Below are 22,634 nucleotides of genomic sequence, written 5' to 3'. Positions count from 1 at the left end.
GTTTGATGCCCCCTCCTGCAAGACGACACCGGAGGTTCATCCGGTTACTACCGGACTCCTCCATCTTATTTACAGCATGCAGAACGATGAATTAGCCGATGTTCTGCTTCTCGGCACACCATGTTGTCGGGGCGGATTTCGGAGAGCGTTCCTGTCCGAAGGACACGGAACTGCGAAACGAGAATCCGCAGTTGGCGTACCACCAAACCCCGCCCTGCAATATGTACTGTGTTAACGGTTGTTATTTCAATAACTCATCTATCTTATCGTAAAATTCGTTGTCCTCTCCGCTACTTTTTAATACGATTTTCCCCTCTCTATCAATTATGAATTTTGTAGGATAATTGGTAATGCCGTAATTGTCAGTGATTTCTTTATCCGCAGCAAAGAGGTTTGTCCAGTTCAGTTCATATTTTATAACTGCATTTTTCCAAGGCTTTTCGTGATCCTGACAATCTATTCCGATGAATTCAACTCGATCTTTATATTTAGAATAATACTCTTTTAATTTTGGAAATCCTCCCACACAAGAGCCACACCATGTACCCCAGAAATCCAGAACTACATATTTCCCTTTGTAATCAGATAGCGAATGAATTTTACCAGTTGTATCAGGAAGGGAAAACGATGGGGCAGGCAAATCTTTTTTTGACGCAGTCAGTGCATTTGAAACATGAGCACCGAAAATTGAGTTTTTTACTGTTGGCGTGAATCTATTATAATATTTCACAATCGTATCATTAGGAAATTTAGCGAGTAAATCTGCAGAGTATTCCCAATCCGAATGTTTGGCAATTGTTTGCAAATCAATGCTGTCTAATTGATCGTTAACGGATTGTAGTTCTTTATCTAACTCCGCAATTTTATTGCTTCCTTCAGGTTCCTTTTCCTTTTGGATCGTTAATTGGTTAAATCTTTCGGAATACGGAAATTTTGCTTCTTTTACTTGATTCATTTGCCGACCAATGTCGTTTCCTGTGATGCTACATTTGATTCCATAATCGGCAAATGATGCGGAAACCACTATGTCCTCAACGGGTTTTATAAAGAATCGGATGTCCCTGTTTTGAAGTTGTTGTTTACTACTTTTTTCTGAACCGAAAACAGCATTAAACGAATCGCTACTAATTATAACCAAGTGCCACATGTTAACACCATAATTCAGTGTATAGTTAAATTTCCCATCCGTGCACGAGGTAGTGTCAAAAATTGGTTTTGCCCCTTCTTTTAATGGTAAAACAAGGACATGTATTGTTGCATTGTCAATTCCATCAATTGTTCCTTCAATATGTGACTCTTGAGCAAATGCAATAAGTGATAAAGAAATTAGAAATAAACTAATAGTTAGTTTCATTGTAGTAGTATTTTTTAATAACCGTTAACTTAGTTATCTGTCCACCAAAGTTATCTTATATAATGTTATTTCATGTTTTATGTGTAGTTTTTTCTATCTTATAAATCAAGATCATCAAACGGATTTTTAATATTTTGAAGACTTTGGTTGCTGACATGGGTGTAGATCTCGGTTGTAGTCGACGATTTATGTCCCAACAACTCCTGGATAATCCGTAAATCAGTGCCATTTTCCAGCAGGTGTGTAGCAATGCTGTGCCTCAGGCAATGCACGGTGTAAGGCTTGTTAATCCGGGCTTTCTGCAGCGCTTTTTCGAAAACTTTTTGTAAACTCGATGCCGTTATGGGCTTCCCCGGATATTGCCCTTCAATGAGGTATATTTTGGGGAAATGTTCGCGGTAATAGCTTTTAATTTTTTGCAATGTTCGTTCACTTAATGGAATCACGCGGTCTTTTCGACCTTTCGAGTTTATAACAGAAAGTGTCTTTCTTTTCGAATCCAGATGTTCCAGTTTTAAGTTGATTAGCTCGCTCCGGCGTAACCCACACGAATAAATAATTTCCATCGCCATTTTGTGTTTGGGATTGGTGATACAACGAAAAAACTTTTCCAAATCCGATTTGCTAAATACTTTGGGTAAGGGCTTGGCTTTTAACGGACGCTCAATCTCACCGATGTTCAACTGGCGGCTAAGGTTCTTTTCGTAGAATAATTTTAACGCGCTCACCGTTTGGTTCTGAAATGTAGCACTAAGGCCATATTTTAGAATAAATTCGGTATTAAACCGGGTAATATCGTCATTGATCAGGCTTGCCGGATCTTTATCGGAATAATATCCAAAGAAAATTTCCAACTGATGGATGTAGGTATTGATGGTGTTTGGTGCATAACGCTTTTGTTCCATCCATGCTTTAAAAGATTGAATCTGGCTTTTTACCTCAGCCGATAATTTTGATTTGAATGTTTTTGGATTATAGTGTGCTTTACTGGCAACCGGTGTCGTGATGGGCTGCCCCTTATTTGCGTTTTTTAATTCTCTGTAGTCGACCCAGGCCTTTCCCCGAAAAGCCTCAAAAAACAAGCGCAAATCAAACTGTTCTTTCGGAATGTACCAGGCTCCCAATGCCTGGCTCCAGCGGGCATGCTCAATTTGCTTTACGATTTCGATTAGTTCTGCATCGTAAGCAAAATCAAGCCGCACAACAGCTTGTTGCCGGTGGGTAGTATAACTTAGTTTGATGGCTTGCTGGTCGGGCATCGGGCTTAACTGGGTTCAACCTTCAATTTACAAAACTTTACAAAATAGTTATATCCGAAAATGTAATTTAGCTTTGTTCTAAACAACCAGCTGCAACTGACCGGGTGACTTTCGAGTCACCCCGTTCAGTATCTTTCCCCCAGCCTCTGATTCTTTCGCTTCTGCTTCTGATTTATTCCAAAGAAATCATGATTCATTCCAGAGAAATCATGATTGGTTCCAGGGAAACAGTTTAATGAACATTACCACTTCGATTTTCCCATATCATGTAAATTTTAAAACCTATCCTTTTGTTTACATGACACAGTTATTTGAACACTCTCGAACACTCTCTTGGTTAATGTACACTACTGCGATGTGGCTACACATTCATGCCGCGTGGCTGCACATTACTGCGGCGTGGCTACACATTCATGCCGCGTGGCTGCACATTCATGCCGCGTGGCTGCACATTACTGCCGCGTGGCTGCAAATTACTGCCGCGTGGCTGCACATTTATGCGACGTGGCTACACATTTACGCGACGTGGCTGCACATTTATGCGACGTGGCTACACATTTATGCGACGTGGCTACACATTTATGCGACGTGGCTATGAAAGCCGGGGTAGTGTCTAGAAAACTGTGTAAGTGATAAATTATTAAAAATGAATAACTTTATTACACACAGGATTATGAATAAAAAAGCATTGAATAACGATCATGAAAGTCTTCTGGGAAGTTTACCTGAAGATTTTTTCACCCGTTTTAAAAGCATGGAAGAGCTCAATGATTTTATGAGCAGCCTGTTTAAACGAGGTGTAGATGTTTTATTTTCTCATCTACTGGTTTACAAAACCAGGAAGATTTTCATTGCTGATCTTGTTGACCATTGTTTTTCTTTCTCCAGCTTTTTTTCATGTTACTGTCCGATCTACTGGTTTTAGGGAGAACGACTCTCTTAAAACCTGTTTTCTCAATTCATTTTTAGTTTAATTAGCTGGATAATGCGACCGTTTACGTTAATCTCCTGATTTTAGCATACGCCTTAGAACTGCGCTTTTTCCACATTCAAATAGACAATTATGAATCTATACGGACATAATACAGATTTTCTATTCGGTTTAATTCACCTGTAGATCATTTAGTCTATAATTTCACCAAACTTACTTCGGTCAAACTCGAGTACTTCCATGTCTTTAATTTGGTCTTTATCGATAACAAAACGCGTAGCAGTGCAAATGGTATGAAATCCCTTGTACCCGGAAGCACCGGGGTTTATATGGAGACAGTTGATTTTATCATCAAAAACGACCTTTAGAATGTGTGAGTGTCCACAAATAAATAGTTTTGGAGGGTTAGCATATAATTCCTTCCGAATACGGGAGTCGTACCTCCCGGGATATCCGCCAATGTGAGTCATTAGCACTTCAACTTCTTCACAATAAAAGCGCAAAGTTTCGGGATACATTCTCCGTAAAATGTGATTGTCGATATTGCCGTAGACTGCTTTTACCGGTTTAAACTGTTCCAACTGATCGGCCAACTCAACAGTCCCAATATCACCGGCATGCCAGATCTCATCTACGTTTTCAAAGAATTTTAAAGTTCTTGAACTAATTGCGCCGTGTGTGTCCGACAGTAACCCGATTCGCTTCATTTTTATAAATTCGTTGTTTCTATCGCGTAAAAATAGCTTATTTTAGCTCAAAATTTGGAACAATGAAACGTGTAGTAATCGTCAGACATGCTAAAGCAACTCCTTATGGTTACGAAGATGATTTTAACCGAAAACTTCGAACTAGCGGGCGCGAGGATGCAGAAACTGTTAGTCAAAAACTAAAAGCTTTGGGATTTTCGCCTGATCTTTTCATTTCGAGCCCGGCGAAACGAGCATATAGCACCGCAAAAATTTATGCCCGGACTTTTGAATATGAAAAGGATAACATTCAAAAGGAAGAGGAGTTATATGATGGATTGACCACCCAGGATTTTATCGACATGCTTCAACTGTTGCCTGACAAGATTGAAACAGTTTTTGTTTTTGGCCACAATCCGACCATCCATTATTTAATCAACAACCTGGTTCGTTCGTTCAACAGTGATACGCCAACCTGTTCCACTGCTGTCATCGAATTTAAGGTTGATACGTGGAAAAATATCGCTTCCAGAGAGGGTGATTTAGCTTTCCATTTAAAACCCAAAGCTTATCGTTAATCAACAACCGAAACAAACAATGCAACTTTTTTATACCCCCGATATTAAGGGCAACAGCTACACCCTGATTGAAACAGAATCGAAACATGCCATTCGCGTTCTCAGATTGAACGAAGGCGATATCATTCAACTAATCGATGGGCTGGGAACGTTCTACACCGCTAAAATTACCGAAGCAAACCCCAAGAGGTGCCAAATCGAGGTTTTGACGAAAGAAGAAGAATACGGGAAAAGAAAATCGTATGTGCACGTTGCGGTTGCTCCAACAAAAAATATCGACAGGCTCGAATGGTTTCTGGAAAAAGCCACAGAAATAGGAATTGACGAGATTACACCGGTTTTGTGCGATCATTCAGAACGAAAAGTGATCAAAGACGATCGACTGGAAAAGGTAATCATTTCAGCGATGAAGCAATCGTTAAAAGCCTACATGCCAAAACTCAACCCGCTGACTCCGTTAAAAGAACTGTTGGATATTGAATTTCAAGGAAAAAAATTTATTGCCCACTGCCACGAACTCGATAAACGACTATTAAAAACGGAAATCGCAACGAGTAATTCCAATCTGATTTTAATTGGCCCTGAAGGCGATTTCTCAGAAACAGAAATTGAACAGGCACTGAAAAACGAATTTATTCCGGTTAGTTTAGGCAACAGCCGTTTGCGAACTGAAACAGCTGCATTGGTTGCCTGCCATACCTGCAACCTGATTTTGGAAGATTAAACTCGCTTATATTTTTGTCAAGGCTTGCTCAATATCTGCCATTAAATCCTGTGCCGATTCAATGCCAACCGACAAGCGCATCATCGTGTCGTTGATTCCCATTTCTATTCTCTCCGATTCCGGAAATTCGACGTAAATTGTAGAATAAGGATGAATGATAAGCGACTTATTATCGTTCAGGTTTGTCGCTCTCCGAATGATCTGCAATTCGTTCATAAAGGTAAAACAAGCAGCCTCCGATTCCAGATCGAAAGTCATGACTGTTCCGGGCTTTCCGTTAAACTGCTTTATGGCCAATTGATAATCAGTTGATGTTTTCAAACCGGGATAAGTCACTTTTTTTACCTTCGGGTGTGCTAACAGAAAATCGCCCAAGGCCATACAATTCTGATAACTCCGTTCCAAACGCAGCTCCAAAATATCCAAACCAAGAATCTGATAATGGGCCGTATGGGCAGTCATCGCCCCGCCTGTATTTCGGTAGTAATTTTTTCGTAGTCGGGCAATAAAAGCGTCTTTTCCGAACTTTTCGTGAAAGTCTCTCAAATTCGGATTCTTTGACCAATCGTATAATCCATTATCAAGAATCACCCCTCCAAATGAAGTTGCTCCTCCTGAAATAAATTTTGTTGTCGACATCACTTCAACATGAACTCCCAAAGCCTTCGAATTAAAAACGACCGGCGGTGTAACCGTGCTATCAGCAACTAAAATTAAATTGTACCGGTCAGCCAACTTCGCAATTGCCTCAATATCCGCAATTTCCAACTGGGGATTTGTTACGGTTTCAAAATAAATCAGCCGGGTATTTTCATCAATTTGAGATTCAATTTCCTCGATATTCGATGTATCGACAAACCTCGTTTCCAACCCGTAATTCGCTAAACTTTGATCGAATAATGCAAAGCTGTGACCGAATAAATGGCTGCTCGAAATAATGTTGTCGCCAGCTTTACAAAGCGCCAAAATTGTATTTGAAATTGCGGCCATTCCGGAAGCTAATGCCAATGCCTGATGCGCACCAGTCAACGTTTTCATTTTCCGCTCAAAATACTCCACCGTCGGATTGCTTGTACGGGAATATACATGTGCCGGCAATTCACCTCTAAAGTTCGCTGCAATATCTTCCGACGATGCAAAATCAAAAGCAATGGATTCATATACCGGCATGTCCAATGCACGGTGCGGATCATCTTTAGGGAAAGGAATATTTAGCGAGCGGGTGGTGAAACTTTTTTCCATCAGTTTTAAAATTTATTATCAATCGTCTATCAAAATGTCGTTGTTGCCTCAAGCAATCGTCCGCAAAAATAACAGCTTTCGAACGAATTGGTTTTTTCAGAATTGATATTCCTCCGAAAAACTTAATTTTCTTCAAAACTACTCGTTTCTTACTATCTTTGAAATTCAGCAGTAATCTATGAAACGATTGTTTTTATTTTTCAGCTTAATTCTTCTCGTTAATACGATTTGGGCGCAGAATTCAAATTTGAAAATTGGCCTTCTCAAATACAATGGCGGTGGAGATTGGTATGCCGATCCCACAGCTTTACCCAATTTAATGCGGTTTTGCAACCGCGAACTAAATACCAACTTTGCAGCGAGCAACGGTACTGTAGAACCCGGTAGTATCGAGGTTTTCAAGTACCCGATTCTGCATTTAACAGGCCATGGCAATGTTATTTTCTCTCCCGCTGAATGTAAAAACCTAAAGTTGTATTTCGAAGCCGGAGGTTTTCTTCACATCGATGACAACTACGGTTTGGATCCGTATATCCGCAGAGAAATGAAGAAAATATTTCCTGATCAGGAATTTGTAGAACTACCGGCAAGTCATCCTATTTTTCATCAAAAATTTGACTTTCCGAATGGCCTGCCCAAAATACACGAACACAACAATAAAAGACCACAGGCATTCGGCTTGTTCATTTATGATCGCTTGGTATGTCTGTACACTTACGAATCAGATATCAGCGATGGATGGGAAGATCCGGCCGTGCATGGAGACAGTCCGGATATCAGGCAAAAAGCGTTGGAAATGGGCGCAAATATTGTATCATTCGTTTTTAGCAACTAAGATAAACAGCATACCAAATGAAAGTACTGGGAATTAATGGCAGTCCTCGAAAAAACGGCAATACCCGAATTTTAATTGAAACTGCATTTGAACCACTCGAAAAAGCCGGTTTTCAAACGGAGATTTTTCAATTGGGAGGAAAACAGGTTCACGGTTGTACTGCTTGCGGAAAATGCCGTGAAATTCAGAATAAGAAATGTCATATCAAGAATGATGCGATTAACACGTGCATCGAAAAAATGCTCGAAGCAGATGCTATCATTCTGGGCTCACCGGTGTATTTTGCCGATGTAACTACCGAAATGAAGGCACTAATCGATGTGGCTGGATATGTTACCCGCGGAAACGGTCACTTACTCAAACGAAAGGTCGGAGCAGCAGTTATTTCGGTGCGACGAGGGGGACAACTGCACACGTTTGAAACCATCAACAATTTCTTCCTGATCAACCAGATGATCATACCGGGTTCGTCGTATTGGAATTTTGCCTATGGTAAAGCTGAAGGCGACGTAGTCAACGATGAAGAAGGCATGCAAACAATTCAAACACTGGGTGAAAATATGGCTTGGTTGTTGCAGCAAATAAACTCCTAAAAAGGAAACCGATGTTATAGCTTCTGTTAAGACAAAAAACCTTGAGCTCTAATGCCGAAAACACAAATTCAAAAGAGACAGACATTCATCAGTGTCAGCAGCAATAAACATCAACCAAAAGCGACAATTAAAATTTGATCTTCCAAAACCATGACAAACCAAAGCAAGATCAGTTTTTTACTAAAAAATATAGGCCGTGCATTAATTTATGCCATTACAATTGCAATAGCCTACTACTTTTTCAAAGAATATATCATTACTGAGAGTCAGGAAGTATGGCTTCAGAAATTTTACAGTAGGCCAACGCTTATCTATTTAATTTATATTGGATCAGAGCTGTTTTTCGGTCTTTTCCCGCCCGAATTTTTTATGCTGTGGGCCTACCATAAAGGCGATATTTACCACTATGCCCTGAATCTGGCGTTCTTCGCCGGCGTTTCATACGGTGCTGGTTATCTCTCATTTTTAATTGGTCGTTACCTGAAAAGAGTTCTTTTCTTCAGATATATGAGTCGAAAATTATTCCTGAAGTACTGGCCTCTTTTCAGAAAGTTCGGGTCTGTATTAATTGTTGCGGCAGCGCTCACCCCCATCCCTTGGTCATTAATCAGCATGTTGGTCGGAACCACAGCGTATCCGATAAAACGCTACACCTATTTTGCGCTTTTCCGCATTTTACGCTTTCTCGTCTATGGTTATATCATTTTCCAAACCCACCAGTTTTAAAACCATATCGGATGATCTTTGTTATCTCAAAAAGCAGCCTTAAAAAAGGAATGCCGTTCCGATAGGGAGCTGAAACAAATAAATTAACTAACGATCAAGGTCTGTGACCTTTAATTATTTTCCCGATGTTGCGTAAATTGAAAGAACGGTGGCAGGTCGACTCGAACCTCCAGCTTTTCACTATCTTTTTCGTGTTTTCAGTAAGCGGTAGCTCAACACTTTTTGTCCGTAAGTTTGTTTTTCATCTCATCCATTTCGACCCCAAATGGCCATTCATTTTCAAAGTGCTGGTATACCTTGTTACCATTGTTCCAATTTATCAACTCAGCTTGCTGATAATCGGAACAATTCTGGGCCAGTTCTATTTTTTTTGGCGATTTGAAAAGAAAATGTTGAGACGGTTCGGAATAAAGTTGAAATAAAACCAATCCTGCCTGAAACAGATTCTATGATTCATCTTGATAACTCTCTTATTCGCTCTAAATATGATTGACGCAAAAACAATAAATAAAGAAATCGCAACCTTAGGTGGTGGATGCTTCTGGTGCACAGAGGCCTTTTATAAAGAACTGCGGGGCGTACTATCGGTTACTTCCGGCTATTCAGGTGGTGAAATCGTAAATCCAGCGTACCGTGAGGTTTGTTCCGGCAGAACCGGGCACGCGGAAGTTGTGGAAATTGAATTCGACCCTGAAATAGTCAATTTCTCAGAAATTTTGGAAGTATTTTTCGCCACCCACGATCCGACAACCTTAAACCAACAAGGAGGCGATGTGGGAACTCAATACCGGTCGGCTATTTTTTATCACAATGAACAACAAAAGGAAATTGCCCAGGCAATTATTAAGCAACTGAATGCTGACAATATTTTTGGAAAAAAAGTCGTCACCGAGCTTACCGAATGGACGAATTTCTTTCCTGCGGAAGGCTACCACCAGAATTACCTGGAAAATAATCCGGGTCAGGGATACTGCCAATTTGTTATTATTCCCAAACTCGCAAAATTTCGAAAGCTATTCAATGACCGGCTAAAAAGAACGGTCAAGTAAATCGATCGATCCAACGAACTGGTTCTGAAAAAGTACCTTCATCTACTGTTCTTTTAAAAACTGAACGACAGAATCAACACTTCCATCATTTTCTGTCGGCTCAACACCCAATATTTTCGAAAACAACGAATACAGGTGAATATTCTGAATACTCCCCGATTTAAAATTGCTTTTAAATGCCGGTCCGCTTCCGTAGAATATCGCATGCATATCCGTATTCGAAGGATTATACCCATGTGTACCACCGTCTGTAAAATTGGTATTCTTCCAATAAATTGCCCAGCCACTGTCGGCCACGCATACATAATCGAGAATGCGTTTGCTTAAGTTATAATGAAATTCGGTCGGCATATTGTTTTTCGAATACACCTTCAGATGCGGAATACTCGATAAAGTATGCCACACCGTATCAACATAGTCATCAAATGGCTTCAACATGATAACCGGATTGCCTCCACGAATACGCTGCACCCAATCTTCGTTCAAATAATTCGCCAGAACAATACTTTTTTTTGCAGTAATTTGCCCCATCCCGTGATCACTGGTGATTACCAGATTGATTGAATCGGCAATAGGCAAACTGTTCAATTTTGAGCAGAAAACACCAACCAGACTATCCAGGCTTTCAACAACCTGCTTTGTTTCGTCAGCAAAAGGCCCGTATTGATGTCCGGTGTGATCAGGCTCATCAAAATACCCCATGATTAAGTGCGGACGCGATGCTACCGGCTTGCTAAGCCAACTTACAATCGAATCGATCCGGGCTCCAAATTGCACAGTGTCATCATATTTTTTCCAGATGCCGGGATAAATTCCCTGAATGGGTGCTTCCGATCCCGGCCAGTAAAAGCATGCTGTTCGCAGCTGCTGTTTCTCAGCAGTTACCCAAATCGGTTCACCCAAATAAAACTCCGGATTTTGAACCGCGTTCCGATCGCTTAATTTGTAATCGCCCACTTCCGGATCAGTAAAGGTATTCAAGACAATACCATGATTTTGTGGATACAAACCGGTTGCAATTGTAAAATGATTCGGGAATGTCTTGCTTGGGAAACTTGGGATTAAAGATCCGGCCTTAACTCCAGTCACTGCCAGAGAATCTAAATTGGGTGTGTGATACATCTCGGGATAATCCCAACGAAAGCCGTCCAGCGACAGAACCACCAGGTATGGCGCGTCATTTTTATAGAGCAGTTTTCCATTATCAGCCAGATTGGCCTGGCGTGTTGAACATGATGACACGACAAGCATCGTCAGCAAAAAGAAGGTAATGTTACAGTACTTCACAAAAGGCTAATTTTAATTGATACCCGAATGGAATATTCCATCAAAGTTAGAACTTGTGAAACTACTGAAACATGCGAAAAGTTAGTATAAACAAAGGTTAAATTGATGTTAAACCCGCGGGATGGAGGCTATTTTTAAAAGCTCTTCACGAAAGACGTCGGCGTTGTTTATAAAACTGACATTTGACGGTAATTGGGGCTCGTGCAATCGAATTTGCAAACCGCTTACGAAAATCGGTTGCGACTTAAACAATGCACTCAAATCTTTCAGGTACTTTTCAAGTTGCTCTCTTTTCATCGCGTTTACAAAAACGGTTACAACTAGCTCGATCAACTTTTGGTCGGCCAAGCCCGTCAAATCAGAAAAAGGAACATTCTGCCCCAGGTAAATTGCCCTGTAGTTATATTTCAATACCAAATACTGGCTAAACAAAAGGCTTAATTCGTGCATTTCATTCTCCGGAAGAAAGAGCAATACTGTTTTGGCATTCATAGCTGGCTTAAACCGCGTGGTTTCAAGTATTATTCGTTGACGGACTAAATTCGAAACCATGTGTTCCTGCGCCGGAAACAAACTGCCAATTTGCCAATATATTCCAACTTTACTAAACAGGGGAAAAATCAACTCTGTAACCATTTTTTCAAAACCTAAACGCTCCTGCAAACGGTCTAACAAAGCTTCAAACTTCTCAGTGTCGAAATTAATAATGTGTATGATCAATTGGTCTATAAAATCATCCAACGAACTTGTTTGCTGATTGAGTTTGAGCACCTCCTCCTGAATTCGTTGTTGACTGTATAATGCAACTTTCGAAATTTTATGACCGCGTTTCACTAAAGCAGCAACATTTAATAAATGCTTCAATTCCTCGTCAGTATAAAATCGGATATTCGTATCGGTACGTTCCGGTACCAACAATCCATAGCGTTTCTCCCATATTCTGATTGTGTGAGCTTTAATTCCCGAAAGAGCCTCCAAATCTTTAATGGTATAATAATTCATGAACATCCCTCCTGTTTATACTGATTATTAACGTATTGTATAAATTAAACAAATCGCGTAGACTGTTTAGTCAATTAAACTAAAACATTAAACACCACTAGTCAGCATTTTGTTTTACTTTTCAAATTCAATAATAAACAAAATAAATTGACCGACATGCACTAAATAAGTTTTGCTGTTTCGTTCGACAATGCACGCTTTTATTTTGCTTAACCTACTTTTATCTTATTTTTGGATATAATTCTACTTTCAAAATTGAAAAACCAGTTCAAATCCCGTTACGATAAGGGCTTGCTAATCATTCAATTTCTGAAAGTCGTTTAAAGAACCTGTCATTCACGATTAGAATTTCAATACTAAACAAATGAGATTTGCCGACCCTAATTTTTTATTTGCCTTGGTTTTGGTACTCATCCCAATTTTAATTCATTGGCTACAGTTCAAACGCTACAAAACGATTTATTTCAGTCAGGTAGGCTTTCTGAAAACCTTATTGAATGAATCAAAAAAGAAGAATAATATAAAGCAGTTAGTCATCCTGTTATGCCGAATCGGCCTCGTAACATTTGTTGTACTCGCATTTGCCCGCCCGTACATTCCTCTAAACCCATCGGCAGTATTAACAACACAGAACATTACCGGAATATATCTCGACAATTCATTCTCGATGAATGGCTTGTCTGACAAAGGAACACTTTTGGATAAAGCGAAATTGAAAGCGATTGACCTGGCTAATTCGTTTGCGCCGGGAACAAAATACTACTTACTGACCAATGATGCGAATGCGAACCATCGCCTGAGTCTGAACAAAGAGCAACTAGTCAACGAAATAAGTCAAATCAACAGTTCGGCTGCCAACATGAAGCTAAGCCAAGCTGTCGCCATTTTGACAAAACAAGTAGAAAGCGATAACCACAAATCGGCTCATAACATCTACCTGCTATCCGATTTCCAAAAACAGTTCTCTGATTTCGATGCAATAAAAACCGACAGCACAACCCAAATTCACCTGCTCCCTTTCGAACAACAAACGACCAATAATTTACTCATTGATTCATGCTGGCAGGAATCACCCGGACGTTTGCAAGGGCAAAATGAAACCTTAAAAATCAGGATCACAAACCAATCGAGTGAAGCGTATAACAACATCCCCTTGCGGTTTTACCTGAATGATTCGCTAAAAGCTCTGCAGAGAATCAGCTTAAAAGCCCGGGAAACAGTTGAGACGGAACTTAATTACAAGAATCTTAAGGAAGGAATCCATTACTGTCAATTGGTGCTCGACGACTACCCCATCACTTACGATAATGCATGCTATTTTAGTTATAAAGTTGAAAATGCCATTCAGACCCTCGCTATTTCAGAAGAAGGTTCAGAGGCCGTTCATTGGCTCGAAAAGCTATTTCACGGCGATGATCAAGTGAAATTTCAGACCATGTCTGCCAATCGCCTTCAGCTCAGTGCCCTTTCCAAATACCAATGTATTTTTCTGCTCAACCTAAATTCAATATCCGAAGGATTGCAAGCGGCTTTAGTCAAATTTGTTAAAGCCGGAGGAAGCCTGGTCGTGTTCCCCGGAGAATCAGCCGATCAGTTCAACTACAACCAGTTCTTCAGCCATTTAAATAGCAGTACTTTAAAAGATATTGATGACACCAAACTAAAAATCGACAAACTCAATCTTGACCACCACCTTTTCAAAGATGTTTTTACGAGAGATTACGATCGCGTCAATCTTCCGTCAATTTACCAATCATACCGGTTGAAGCTTCCCCTGCAAAGCATGGGAACAACGATCATGACCAACAACGATGGCAGTGTTTCCTTGGCGGAATTTCCTTCCGGAAAAGGCAGATTGTACCAATTTTCGTTTCCGCTTGAAACCGAAACAACCGATTTTTTCAGACATGCACTGTTTGTTCCGGTTTTGTATAATATGGCTCTTCACAGTTATTTCCCACAAACTATTCAATACGAAGTTCAACCCAACGAAATCATTAATCTTAAACTGGATGGTTCGTTTCCGGCAGCAGAGCATATCAGTTTGAAAAAGCACGATGGTGATCAGCAAATGCAACTCCCCAAACTATCGGGATCAGCTGATAATATGCGATTTTCAACAGCCAATTTCGTTCAGGAAGCCGGTTTCTACGATTTGATGGCAAACAACAAAATTTATCATGCGTTGGCTTTCAACTACAACCGGGCAGAATCTGACATGAACTTTTATTCGGCGGAAGAACTTTCATCAATCGCAGCAAATCCAAATCTTAATTGTCAGGTTTATCAAAGTAGCTCGGAAAATTTCTTCGGTCCAGGCAATTCAGCTTTAAACCTGATTGAGCTGTGGAAGTACTTCATTTTGATGGCCATTGCCTGTGCAATTTCAGAATTACTGGTTATCCGTTTTTGGAAATAAGTGCTCCATCAACACTTACTATAGTATAACAATTTTACGTACCTGAACAATAACATTATTCAGCATCTAAATATACTCTGGAACAGTTCCTTCTATTTTGAAGAGTTGCAGATATTCACTAAATCTGTACTGGAAATCATTTAAAATATTTTTATGGACACAAAGAGTGCAAAATATTATATGGACCGCGAGGACCAGTTTGGTGCGCACAATTACCATCCGCTTCCCGTTGTTCTGGAGCGTGGTGAAGGTGTTTACGTCTGGGATGTGGAAGGAAATAAATACTTCGACTTTCTGGCAGCATATTCCGCCGTTAATCAGGGGCATTGTCACCCTAAAATTGTTGAAGCTCTGGTTCAGCAATCGCAAAAGCTCGCATTGACTTCGCGCGCCTATTATAACAATGTTTTAGGTGAATGGGAAGAATACGCAACCAAACTGTTTGGATACGACAAAATGCTCCCGATGAACTCAGGCGCCGAAGCTGACGAAACAGCCTTGAAGCTTACACGAAAATGGGCTTACAAAGTAAAAGGAATTGCGAAGAACAAAGCCAAGATTGTGGTTTGCAACGGGAACTTCCACGGGCGCACAATCACCATCGTTTCCATGTCGTCCGACCCGGATGCTTACAGCGATTATGGCCCGTTTACACCCGGGTTCATCAATATACCCTATAACGACATTGAAGCGCTCGAAACGGCGCTAAAAGAGCCGGATGTAGCCGGATTTCTGGTTGAGCCAATCCAGGCCGAAGCCGGGGTTTACCTGCCGGAAGATGGTTACCTGAAAAAAGCAGCCGATCTGTGCAAAAAACACAACGTGCTATTTATCGCCGACGAAGTGCAAACCGGGCTTGGACGCACCGGTAAAATGCTCGCCTGTGATCATGAAAATGTGCGACCTGACATTTTAGTTCTGGGGAAAGCCCTTTCGGGCGGAATGTACCCGGTATCCTGCGTGCTGGCTGATGATGAGATCATGCTAACCATCAAGCCCGGCGAACACGGCTCCACTTTTGGCGGCAACCCCATAGCAGCTAAAGTCGCCGTTACTGCGCTGGAAGTACTGCAAGAAGAAAAACTAGCTGAAAACGCCACTGTCATGGGCGAGCTGTTCCGCTCCGAAATGAAAGCCGTAAAATCTGATTTCATAGCGCTTGTGAGAGGAAAAGGCTTGCTAAACGCCATTGTCATTAAACCAACAAACGGCAAAACAGCCTGGGACGTTTGTTTAGCAATGAAAGCAAACGGAATTTTAGCGAAACCCACACACGAACATATCATTCGATTTACACCTCCTTTGACAATAAACGAAGCACAAATGCGGGAAGCAATCGATCGAATTAAGAAAACATTCGCGGAGTTGTAAAGCCCGCTAAATACGGAAGAAAACGAAGGGGAAAATGCTTGAAGCACTTTCCCCTTCGTTTGTTATCTATTTGTTTTCGCTAATCTGGTAAAGCGATTTTCCGGTTGTACCTTTCAGTCGAATGGTGTAGTCCGGCTCATACTTCAAAATAAATAGTCCCTGGTTCATATAACCTCCACTTCGGTTCACTTTCTCAAAATAGAACTCACCTTGAGTTAAATTCACATGATGGTAAGGCAGGCATCCAACAAAATCCTTTCCGTAGTTGAATAACGCGGACATAAAATAATAAGCGATGTCGTAACCCTGGAAGCTAAACTGACTCGGTTCGTCAGCGAAATTCCGTCTGAATTTCCGGATAAACTCATTGACAACCGGCGATTTGTAATCCACATAGTAGGGACTCAACACATTCATTTTAACATGATGGAAATATTCTGTTTGAATACTCTTGTAGCGCTGGAAGTTAGACGAGCCGATCAATGTGATCGGGTAATTTTCAGCTGCGGCATTCAGATTGGTTATCGCCACGCTGACCTGAGCTTCCGTTTCAGAAGGAATAATAACCACATTCTCCTGGTCTTCAGTCAAAATTCTGGACAAGCCCAAGGCTCCCTCCCGTTGTAAGTTATAATCATGAAAAAGCACCCGCTGACCTTCATTGCGATAGGGTGACAAGAAGAATTTTTCCCGGGTTAAATCGACCAACTTCGCCTCGGGCAGGTTTTGGTAATTCCCCGTCGACAACACCACCAGATTTTTGTCAAAGTACTCATCCGCGATATAATCAGCGGTCTTTTGAATCAAGTATTCTTTCGTTGGATTTATCTTGAAATAATAAGGATTCGTTTGCTCCAAATTACCTGATGAGGAGAGCGGCGAAATCATTGGAATGCCTTTCATTTTAGCATAATCCGCAACAGGGCCTTGTAATTCGGGGAACACCGGCCCAATAATCAAATCGACACTTGCAAATGCTGCACTGTAGAGAACAGACTGTACTTTTGCGGCACTTTGATCGGTGTCGAACACATGCAACTTAATATTCATTCCCGATTTCTTCAAACTATCGACAGCCAGCAAAACGCCTTCGTAAAACTGTAAAAAGCTTTCCGATCTCGGATAAACAATGCGATCAGGGCGTACCGTAAATGAATCGGCCATCAATACAAGTTCCGACTCATAATCGGGACTGTCCGGATCCGGCAAAACCTTCACCCGATTAATGGTATCGTTTGCCGGAAGATACAAAGGCAACAGCAGCGCCACATTGTATTGCTCGAAACGAGCGGCCGGGTTCGGCTGACAAACAGCCGGCATATCCTCGGAACTAAACTCAAGCGAGTAACGGTATTTCTCCTCGTCTACGTTGTCGTCATACACATCCTGACTTGGACTTTCCGGAGTACTCACAACAAATTGCTTTTCCGCTTTAGGTATCAGGATTGTTTCGCCTTCGACCAACCCACGAAATTCCAAAACCGGATTTACTTGCTTCAGTTCAGCGATACTTACGTTAAACTGTCGGGCAATTCCGTAGACGGTTTCACCGTGTTGAACCGTGTGTTTATCGAAAGCACTGTCATTCTTCGGTACAACCTGAAATTCAGGAACACTTTTATATGGAATCCGAATTCTCAGTCCTGATTTCAAACCTTCCTTTAAAACCGGATTATAGGCTTCCAGCTCATTTCTCGACGTGTGATATTTGCGCTCTAAGCTCCAAAAGGTCTCGCCGCTTTCCACTAAATGCACAAAAAACGAATCCGGACTTACGCCCTGACTGAGATCGGCGGGTTGCTGCGTTCCTGCTTCTGCTGATGCATGCGAAGCGGGTATTTTCAGTTCCATGCCGACGCCCAACCCACGCCCGGCATCCGGATTAAGGCGCAATACATCAGCTATGGGCACCTGGTATTTTCGGGAAATGCCGTACAAGGTTTCACCCGGCTGAACCGTATGCGTGATTGTTGTTACAACAACTTTTTCTTCTTTTTGGGGAGCGGCCTGCTCTGCCTGTTTTTTAATCCGGACTAAATCATTTTTATCCGGAATACGAAGTTTGTCACCTTTCTGAATGCCACGTTCAGCCTCCGGATTGTATTTTAGAATGTCTTCGACTGTCACACCAAATCGCTTGGCAATATAATGCAGCGTATTTCCCCGTTTTACTTTGTAAGTATAAAAGGAAGGAAGTTCTTCCTGAACCTGTGCTTTTGGGTTGGACGGAATTTGCAATTGCTGACCTGTTCGCAAGCCAGCTTTCAGCGACGGATTTGCCGCAATTAAATCCTCCTGACTAAGGTTGAAAGCTCTGCTGATCGAGAAAATAGTTTCGCCCTGGTTTACCGTATAGCTTACGTAATGGTCGTTGGCGGGCAAAGGTTGTGCAACCACAATACGGCATGTCAGCAACAAAGCCAGCACAAATACGGGATATTTCATTCTGTAATGTTTCAAATTCGTGTTCTCCTGTGTGAACGTCGAATCCGGTGATCATTCCGGATTTGAGTTATAAGGGTGTTAAATTAAAATTTAATAACTAAAACCACCAAAATAGTTCATGAACTGAGATCGCTCCCAGGCATCAATTCTGTGAGTTTTCAGGCAAAGTTTGCCTTTAAATTCATCAATCGTTTGATACCCTTTCGCGTCCATCCACCGGGCAATTTCAGTGTTGAACTTTTCAATGATCTCCGGTCCTTCCAAATAGATGGCCGATGCAATCTGAACGGCATTTGCTCCGGCCAACAGAAATTTAATAGCCGTTTCCGCATCCATAATGCCGCTGGTTCCGGCCAGCGGACAAGCGGCTTTCGAGCTCAAAATACCGGTCCACCGCAGCGGTAACTGGTATTCGAAACCGTTACTTAAAACGTCTGCGTTGATCACCTCTTCCAGATTAATATCAATATCGGGCGTATAAAACCGATTGAATAAGGTGATACCGGCAATTCCGGTTTGCGACAGTTCGCTCACCACTTTGGCCAGGTTTGAAAAGTAATGGCTGATTTTAACCGATACCGGAATACGAACCACCTCCAATACTTTTTTAACGGTATCGAAATAAAACTGCTCGTTAACCGCATGGCTCCGGCTTTCGTTTGAAGGGATGATAAACAAATTGAGTTCCAAAGCGTCTGCCCCGGCCTCTTCAATTTTACGGGCGAACTGGGTCCACTCGCTCGAACTGGTGCAACTGATGCTGGCCACAACCGGAATATCAACCGCTCGTTTGGCATCGGCAACCAACTGGATGTAACGGCCCAGGCTTTCATCCTTGATGACATAGTCGAAATAATCGAGGTATTCCGGATCAGGAGCCAACTCTCTCCGGGCCCCCAATTCGGCTTCAAACTGCAAATGAATTTCTTCTTCGAACAGCGATTTTAACACCACAGCACCGGCACCGGCGCGGGATATTTTCTCAATTTGATCAATCTTGGCAGTTAAACTGCTACTCCCCGCAATGATGGGGCTTTTTAAATCCAAGCCGAAAAACCGGGTTGATAAGTTCGCCATAAGATTCTTATTTGTTGTTTTAATCAGTTTTCAATTTGAATACAAACCCACAGAACAAATTTCCTGCCGCAGGTTATTTTCCTTGCAAATAATTGTGCATTCCCGCTGCGGCACGACGTCCGTCGCCCATGGCCAGAATTACTGTAGCACCACCGCGAACAATGTCGCCACCGGCAAACAGTTCGGGCATGGAGCTTTGCATGCTTTCCGCGTCAACCTCGATGGTTCCCCAGCGACTCACCTTTAACTCGGGCAATTCGGAAGGCACCAGGGGATTCGGCGACACGCCAATAGCGACAATCACCACATCAACCGGGATTTCGTATTCGGAGCCTTCAATAACCACCGGCCGACGACGGCCCGAGGCATCGGGTGCTCCGAGCTCCATGCGTTGAAGCGTCATGCTCTTCACCCGGCCTTTATCATCGGCATCATAAGCAATTGGGTTGGCCAGGTTGATGAACTCGATCCCTTCTTCCTCCGCGTGGTGAACTTCCTCCACACGGGCAGGCATCTCTTCGCGCGACCGACGGTAAACAATCATCGCCCGCTCGGCGCCCAACCGTTTGGCCGTTCGCACCGAGTCCATGGCCGTGTTGCCACCACCAATAACGGCTACATTCTTTCCTCTCAGCACAGGCGTATCGAAACGATCGTCCGACGCGTTCATCAGGTTCACCCGGGTGAGGTATTCGTTGGACGACAGGATGCCATTGTAGTTCTCGCCCGGAATATTCATAAACCGGGGCAAACCGGCACCACTGGCCACAAAGAAAGCCTGGTAACCTTCGTCCTTCAAATCGTCGAACGAGGCGGTGCGGCCAACAATGAAGTTGCGCTCGAAACGCACACCCATTTGTTCGAGGTTCTGTAATTCCACATCGACCACTTTGTTGGGCAGGCGGAATTCGGGGATACCATATTTCAATACGCCGCCAATTTCGTGCAGCGCCTCGAACACGGTTACCTCGTAGCCCAGCTTGATCATATCGCCGGCAAAAGACAGCGATGCCGGCCCTGAGCCGATGGCAGCCACTTTAATGCCGTTTTTCGGCGCGACCTCCGGAACGGCTATTTGTCCGCTTTCGCGCTCATAATCGGCCGCAAAGCGTTCGAGGTAGCCGATCGCAACCGGATCCTTCTTCAACTTCAGGGTGTAGAAACAATTGGCCTCGCACTGTTTTTCCTGCGGACAAACACGCCCGCAAACAGCTGGCAGCGCCGAGGTTTCCTTCAGGGTTTTGGCAGCATCGGCAAACTCGCCCCGCTCAATATTTTTAATAAACTTCGGAATATTAATACTTACCGGACAGCCTTCGATACAAGTCGGATTGACACAATCCATGCACCGTTGCGACTCGCGAACGGCACTTTTCGCATCCAGCCCCAGGTTCACTTCCTTGTTTTGGAAACAAACCCGTTTCATGGCCTTCATCTCAGGCATCTTTACCCGTTCGATCAGACCACGATCTTTATTTTTGATTTTACCACGCAGCTCGACCCGCCACGCTTGCTCACGTTCTTGTTTCAGGTATTCCTGCATGATTAAACGGTTACAGTTTGCATAAAACGTTCAAAAGCTTCTTTTTCCTCGGCTTTGTATCCACCCAGGCGAAGCATCAACTCATCGAAATCAATTTTGGAGGCATCAAATTCAGGCCCGTCCACGCAGGTAAACATGGTTTGCCCGCCAACGCTTACCCGGCAAGCACCGCACATACCGGTTCCGTCGACCATGATGGCGTTTAAGCTGGCTTGTGTCGGGATACCGTATTTCAGCGTTAACAACGAGGTGAATTTCATCATGATTGCCGGCCCGATAGCCACACACTCATCCACCTTTTCACGTTTAATGATTTCTTCAGCCCCGGCGGTCACCAGCCCTTTTCGTCCGTGCGATCCGTCATCGGTCATCACAATCACTTCGTCGGACCATTTGCGAATTTCATCTTCCAAAATAATGAGGTCTTTACTACGGGCAGCCAGGATCGTGATTACGCGGTTACCGGCTTTCTTGAAACCTTCGACAATGGGCAGCAAGGGAGCGACACCAACCCCGCCTCCGCAGGCCAAAACAGTACCAACTTTGTGAATGTGGGTTGCTTTCCCGAGCGGTCCGACCAAATCAAGGATCTGGTCGCCGGCTTTCATTTCGCAAAGGCGCTTCGAAGTCACACCAACTTTTTGTGCAACCAAGGTAATAGTTCCCGCTTTTTCGTCGGCTGCAGCAATGGTTAAAGGAATGCGTTCGCCTTTCTCGTCGATACGCAGTATGATAAAATGACCAGGTTTGCGGGAACGGGCAATTCGCGGTGCATGTACCACCAATTGGACTACGTTTTCCGAAAACGATTCAACTTTAATAATTTGGTTCATTCAATAATGTCTGTTAGCGATCTTTGTTTGAGCTGCAAAAATAACATAGTACCGCCAAGAAACCTTATCAAAAAACTATTTTTCAGCAGAATTTAAAATTGAACGGGAGAACCAGTGCAGCTCTCCGGTTCGGAAACCTCCACCCAAGGAACTCCAATGCGGTTCTCCCATCCGGAGACCTTCACCCAAGGAGGTCCGGTGCACTTCTCCCATCCGGAGACCTTCACCCATAGAACTCCGGTGCACTCCTCCCGTTCGGAGACCTTCAACCAAGGAGGTCCGATGCACTCCTCCCGACCGGGGACCTTCAACCATAGAACTCCGGTGCACTCCTCCCGACCGGAGACCTTCACCCAAGGAACTCCGGTGCACTCCTCCCGTTCGGAGACCTTCAACCAAGGAAGTCCGGTGCACTCCTCCCATCCGGAGACCTTCACCCAAGGAACTCCGGTGCACTCCTCCCATCCGGAGACCTTCAACCAAGGAAGTCCGGTGCACTCCTCCCATCCGGAGACCTTCAACCAAGGAAGTCCGGTGCACTCCTCCCATCCGGAGACCTTCACCCCGGCGAGGCGAACCACGAACGACGCTTTCGGCGGGGTGAAGCCCGGGATGCCTGCTGCAGCCGATTATCTGAATTTATCCTTAATTCTCCCGATCAACAGCACCATCGCCCCCGT

The 22,634-nt window shown here is 43.0% G+C and carries 21 protein-coding genes; 10 read left to right on the top strand and 11 right to left on the bottom strand.

All coding sequences use genetic code 11. The annotated features are described in order from the left end of the window. Nucleotides 1-241: 241 nt before the first annotated feature. Both GJV22_RS20080 and GJV22_RS20075 read right to left on the bottom strand, forming a co-directional pair. Nucleotides 242-1,354 (bottom strand): TlpA family protein disulfide reductase, encoded by a 1,113-nt coding sequence (locus tag GJV22_RS20080; RefSeq protein WP_163717998.1) that lies wholly within the window; start codon nt 1,352-1,354, stop codon nt 242-244. 98 nt (nt 1,355-1,452) lie between these two features. After that, nucleotides 1,453-2,613 carry a tyrosine-type recombinase/integrase gene (locus tag GJV22_RS20075; protein ID WP_163717995.1) on the bottom strand — a complete coding sequence of 387 codons (1,161 nt, stop codon included), beginning with the start codon at nt 2,611-2,613 and terminating at the stop codon, nt 1,453-1,455. 646 nt (nt 2,614-3,259) lie between these two features. Here GJV22_RS20075 and GJV22_RS20070 point away from each other — a divergent pair. Further along, nucleotides 3,260-3,538 carry a hypothetical protein gene (locus GJV22_RS20070; protein ID WP_163717993.1) on the top strand — a complete coding sequence of 93 codons (279 nt, stop codon included), beginning with the start codon at nt 3,260-3,262 and terminating at the stop codon, nt 3,536-3,538. A gap of 197 nt (nt 3,539-3,735) precedes the next feature. Here the strand turns inward: GJV22_RS20070 and GJV22_RS20065 are convergent, their stop codons facing one another. After that, the gene (locus GJV22_RS20065; RefSeq protein WP_163717991.1) at nt 3,736-4,251 is read right to left on the bottom strand and encodes a metallophosphoesterase family protein; all 516 of its coding nucleotides are present in this window, start codon (nt 4,249-4,251) and stop codon (nt 3,736-3,738) included. Between the two features lie 62 nt (nt 4,252-4,313). On the opposite strand from GJV22_RS20065, the gene GJV22_RS20060 reads away from it, so the two are divergent. Further along, nucleotides 4,314-4,808, top strand: coding sequence for a SixA phosphatase family protein (locus GJV22_RS20060; protein WP_163717989.1), 495 nt, complete (start codon nt 4,314-4,316; stop codon nt 4,806-4,808). Between the two features lie 19 nt (nt 4,809-4,827). Further along, a complete protein-coding gene (locus tag GJV22_RS20055) occupies nt 4,828-5,532 on the top strand; it encodes a 16S rRNA (uracil(1498)-N(3))-methyltransferase (protein ID WP_163717987.1) in 705 nt (234 codons plus the stop codon). A gap of 6 nt (nt 5,533-5,538) precedes the next feature. On the opposite strand, the gene GJV22_RS20050 is transcribed toward GJV22_RS20055, so the two are convergent. After that, nucleotides 5,539-6,774: an aminotransferase class I/II-fold pyridoxal phosphate-dependent enzyme gene (locus tag GJV22_RS20050; protein WP_163717985.1), complete on the bottom strand. Its 1,236-nt coding sequence runs from the start codon at nt 6,772-6,774 to the stop codon at nt 5,539-5,541. Nucleotides 6,775-6,952: 178 nt separating this feature from the next. On the opposite strand from GJV22_RS20050, the gene GJV22_RS20045 reads away from it, so the two are divergent. From GJV22_RS20045 to msrA, 5 genes are all read left to right on the top strand, one after another. Continuing rightward, a complete protein-coding gene (locus GJV22_RS20045) occupies nt 6,953-7,609 on the top strand; it encodes a DUF4159 domain-containing protein (protein WP_163717983.1) in 657 nt (218 codons plus the stop codon). Between the two features lie 17 nt (nt 7,610-7,626). After that, nucleotides 7,627-8,202, top strand: coding sequence for a flavodoxin family protein (locus tag GJV22_RS20040; RefSeq protein ID WP_163717981.1), 576 nt, complete (start codon nt 7,627-7,629; stop codon nt 8,200-8,202). A 150-nt stretch (nt 8,203-8,352) separates the two neighbouring features. Then, nucleotides 8,353-8,928: a hypothetical protein gene (locus GJV22_RS20035; protein ID WP_163717979.1), complete on the top strand. Its 576-nt coding sequence runs from the start codon at nt 8,353-8,355 to the stop codon at nt 8,926-8,928. A 125-nt stretch (nt 8,929-9,053) separates the two neighbouring features. Then, a complete protein-coding gene (locus GJV22_RS22455) occupies nt 9,054-9,350 on the top strand; it encodes a DUF6787 family protein (RefSeq protein ID WP_394367556.1) in 297 nt (98 codons plus the stop codon). A gap of 63 nt (nt 9,351-9,413) precedes the next feature. Continuing rightward, entirely contained in the window at nt 9,414-9,977 is a 564-nt protein-coding gene (msrA, locus tag GJV22_RS20030; protein WP_163717976.1) for a peptide-methionine (S)-S-oxide reductase MsrA, read from the top strand. A 42-nt stretch (nt 9,978-10,019) separates the two neighbouring features. Here msrA and GJV22_RS20025 read toward each other — a convergent pair whose 3' ends face one another. Together GJV22_RS20025 and GJV22_RS20020 are read right to left on the bottom strand one after the other, a co-directional pair. After that, complete coding sequence (locus GJV22_RS20025) at nt 10,020-11,264, bottom strand: alkaline phosphatase family protein (protein ID WP_163717974.1); 1,245 nt, start codon at nt 11,262-11,264, stop codon at nt 10,020-10,022. 108 nt (nt 11,265-11,372) lie between these two features. Further along, nucleotides 11,373-12,266, bottom strand: a complete 894-nt coding sequence (locus tag GJV22_RS20020; protein ID WP_163717972.1) for a MerR family transcriptional regulator — start codon at nt 12,264-12,266, stop codon at nt 11,373-11,375. Nucleotides 12,267-12,630: 364 nt separating this feature from the next. Here GJV22_RS20020 and GJV22_RS20015 point away from each other — a divergent pair, with 364 nt between their 5' ends. Together GJV22_RS20015 and rocD are read left to right on the top strand one after the other, a co-directional pair. Continuing rightward, nucleotides 12,631-14,685, top strand: a complete 2,055-nt coding sequence (locus tag GJV22_RS20015; RefSeq protein WP_163717970.1) for a vWA domain-containing protein — start codon at nt 12,631-12,633, stop codon at nt 14,683-14,685. Between the two features lie 153 nt (nt 14,686-14,838). Further along, nucleotides 14,839-16,056, top strand: a complete 1,218-nt coding sequence (rocD, locus tag GJV22_RS20010) for an ornithine--oxo-acid transaminase (protein WP_163717968.1) — start codon at nt 14,839-14,841, stop codon at nt 16,054-16,056. A 66-nt stretch (nt 16,057-16,122) separates the two neighbouring features. Here rocD and GJV22_RS20005 read toward each other — a convergent pair whose 3' ends face one another. From GJV22_RS20005 to GJV22_RS19985, 5 genes are all read right to left on the bottom strand, one after another. Beyond that, entirely contained in the window at nt 16,123-18,501 is a 2,379-nt protein-coding gene (locus GJV22_RS20005; RefSeq protein WP_163717966.1) for a LysM peptidoglycan-binding domain-containing protein, read from the bottom strand. Between the two features lie 90 nt (nt 18,502-18,591). Further along, nucleotides 18,592-19,578: a dihydroorotate dehydrogenase-like protein gene (locus GJV22_RS20000; protein ID WP_163717964.1), complete on the bottom strand. Its 987-nt coding sequence runs from the start codon at nt 19,576-19,578 to the stop codon at nt 18,592-18,594. Nucleotides 19,579-19,651: 73 nt separating this feature from the next. Next, nucleotides 19,652-21,121: an NADPH-dependent glutamate synthase gene (gene gltA, locus GJV22_RS19995; RefSeq protein WP_163717962.1), complete on the bottom strand. Its 1,470-nt coding sequence runs from the start codon at nt 21,119-21,121 to the stop codon at nt 19,652-19,654. Between the two features lie 2 nt (nt 21,122-21,123). After that, nucleotides 21,124-21,954, bottom strand: a complete 831-nt coding sequence (locus GJV22_RS19990) for a sulfide/dihydroorotate dehydrogenase-like FAD/NAD-binding protein (RefSeq protein ID WP_163717960.1) — start codon at nt 21,952-21,954, stop codon at nt 21,124-21,126. A 75-nt stretch (nt 21,955-22,029) separates the two neighbouring features. Further along, nucleotides 22,030-22,503 carry a hypothetical protein gene (locus tag GJV22_RS19985; RefSeq protein ID WP_163717958.1) on the bottom strand — a complete coding sequence of 158 codons (474 nt, stop codon included), beginning with the start codon at nt 22,501-22,503 and terminating at the stop codon, nt 22,030-22,032. Nucleotides 22,504-22,634 lie beyond the last annotated feature (131 nt).

The organism is Mangrovibacterium lignilyticum (genome assembly GCF_010882175.1).
In the GTDB taxonomy this organism is placed as follows: Bacteria; Bacteroidota; Bacteroidia; order Bacteroidales; family Prolixibacteraceae; genus Mangrovibacterium; species Mangrovibacterium lignilyticum.
This window is presented reverse-complemented; position numbering and strand designations above follow the sequence as displayed.

Excerpts from the sequence above, each read along its gene's own strand:
- rocD (WP_163717968.1), top strand. The coding sequence starts at position 14,839 with ATGGACACAAAGAGTGCAAAATATTATATGGACCGCGAGGACCAGTTT.
- msrA (WP_163717976.1), top strand. The coding sequence starts at position 9,414 with ATGATTGACGCAAAAACAATAAATAAAGAAATCGCAACCTTAGGTGGT.
- GJV22_RS20070 (WP_163717993.1), top strand. The coding sequence starts at position 3,260 with ATGAATAACTTTATTACACACAGGATTATGAATAAAAAAGCATTGAAT.
- GJV22_RS20000 (WP_163717964.1), bottom strand. The coding sequence starts at position 19,578 with ATGGCGAACTTATCAACCCGGTTTTTCGGCTTGGATTTAAAAAGCCCC.
- GJV22_RS20080 (WP_163717998.1), bottom strand. The coding sequence starts at position 1,354 with ATGAAACTAACTATTAGTTTATTTCTAATTTCTTTATCACTTATTGCA.
- GJV22_RS20020 (WP_163717972.1), bottom strand. The coding sequence starts at position 12,266 with ATGAATTATTATACCATTAAAGATTTGGAGGCTCTTTCGGGAATTAAA.
- GJV22_RS20055 (WP_163717987.1), top strand. The coding sequence starts at position 4,828 with ATGCAACTTTTTTATACCCCCGATATTAAGGGCAACAGCTACACCCTG.
- GJV22_RS19990 (WP_163717960.1), bottom strand. The coding sequence starts at position 21,954 with ATGAACCAAATTATTAAAGTTGAATCGTTTTCGGAAAACGTAGTCCAA.
- GJV22_RS20015 (WP_163717970.1), top strand. The coding sequence starts at position 12,631 with ATGAGATTTGCCGACCCTAATTTTTTATTTGCCTTGGTTTTGGTACTC.
- GJV22_RS20075 (WP_163717995.1), bottom strand. The coding sequence starts at position 2,613 with ATGCCCGACCAGCAAGCCATCAAACTAAGTTATACTACCCACCGGCAA.
- GJV22_RS20060 (WP_163717989.1), top strand. The coding sequence starts at position 4,314 with ATGAAACGTGTAGTAATCGTCAGACATGCTAAAGCAACTCCTTATGGT.
- GJV22_RS20005 (WP_163717966.1), bottom strand. The coding sequence starts at position 18,501 with ATGAAATATCCCGTATTTGTGCTGGCTTTGTTGCTGACATGCCGTATT.
- GJV22_RS20040 (WP_163717981.1), top strand. The coding sequence starts at position 7,627 with ATGAAAGTACTGGGAATTAATGGCAGTCCTCGAAAAAACGGCAATACC.
- GJV22_RS22455 (WP_394367556.1), top strand. The coding sequence starts at position 9,054 with ATGTTGCGTAAATTGAAAGAACGGTGGCAGGTCGACTCGAACCTCCAG.
- GJV22_RS20035 (WP_163717979.1), top strand. The coding sequence starts at position 8,353 with ATGACAAACCAAAGCAAGATCAGTTTTTTACTAAAAAATATAGGCCGT.
- GJV22_RS20045 (WP_163717983.1), top strand. The coding sequence starts at position 6,953 with ATGAAACGATTGTTTTTATTTTTCAGCTTAATTCTTCTCGTTAATACG.
- gltA (WP_163717962.1), bottom strand. The coding sequence starts at position 21,121 with ATGCAGGAATACCTGAAACAAGAACGTGAGCAAGCGTGGCGGGTCGAG.
- GJV22_RS19985 (WP_163717958.1), bottom strand. The coding sequence starts at position 22,503 with ATGGGAGGAGTGCACCGGACTTCCTTGGTTGAAGGTCTCCGGATGGGA.
- GJV22_RS20065 (WP_163717991.1), bottom strand. The coding sequence starts at position 4,251 with ATGAAGCGAATCGGGTTACTGTCGGACACACACGGCGCAATTAGTTCA.
- GJV22_RS20050 (WP_163717985.1), bottom strand. The coding sequence starts at position 6,774 with ATGGAAAAAAGTTTCACCACCCGCTCGCTAAATATTCCTTTCCCTAAA.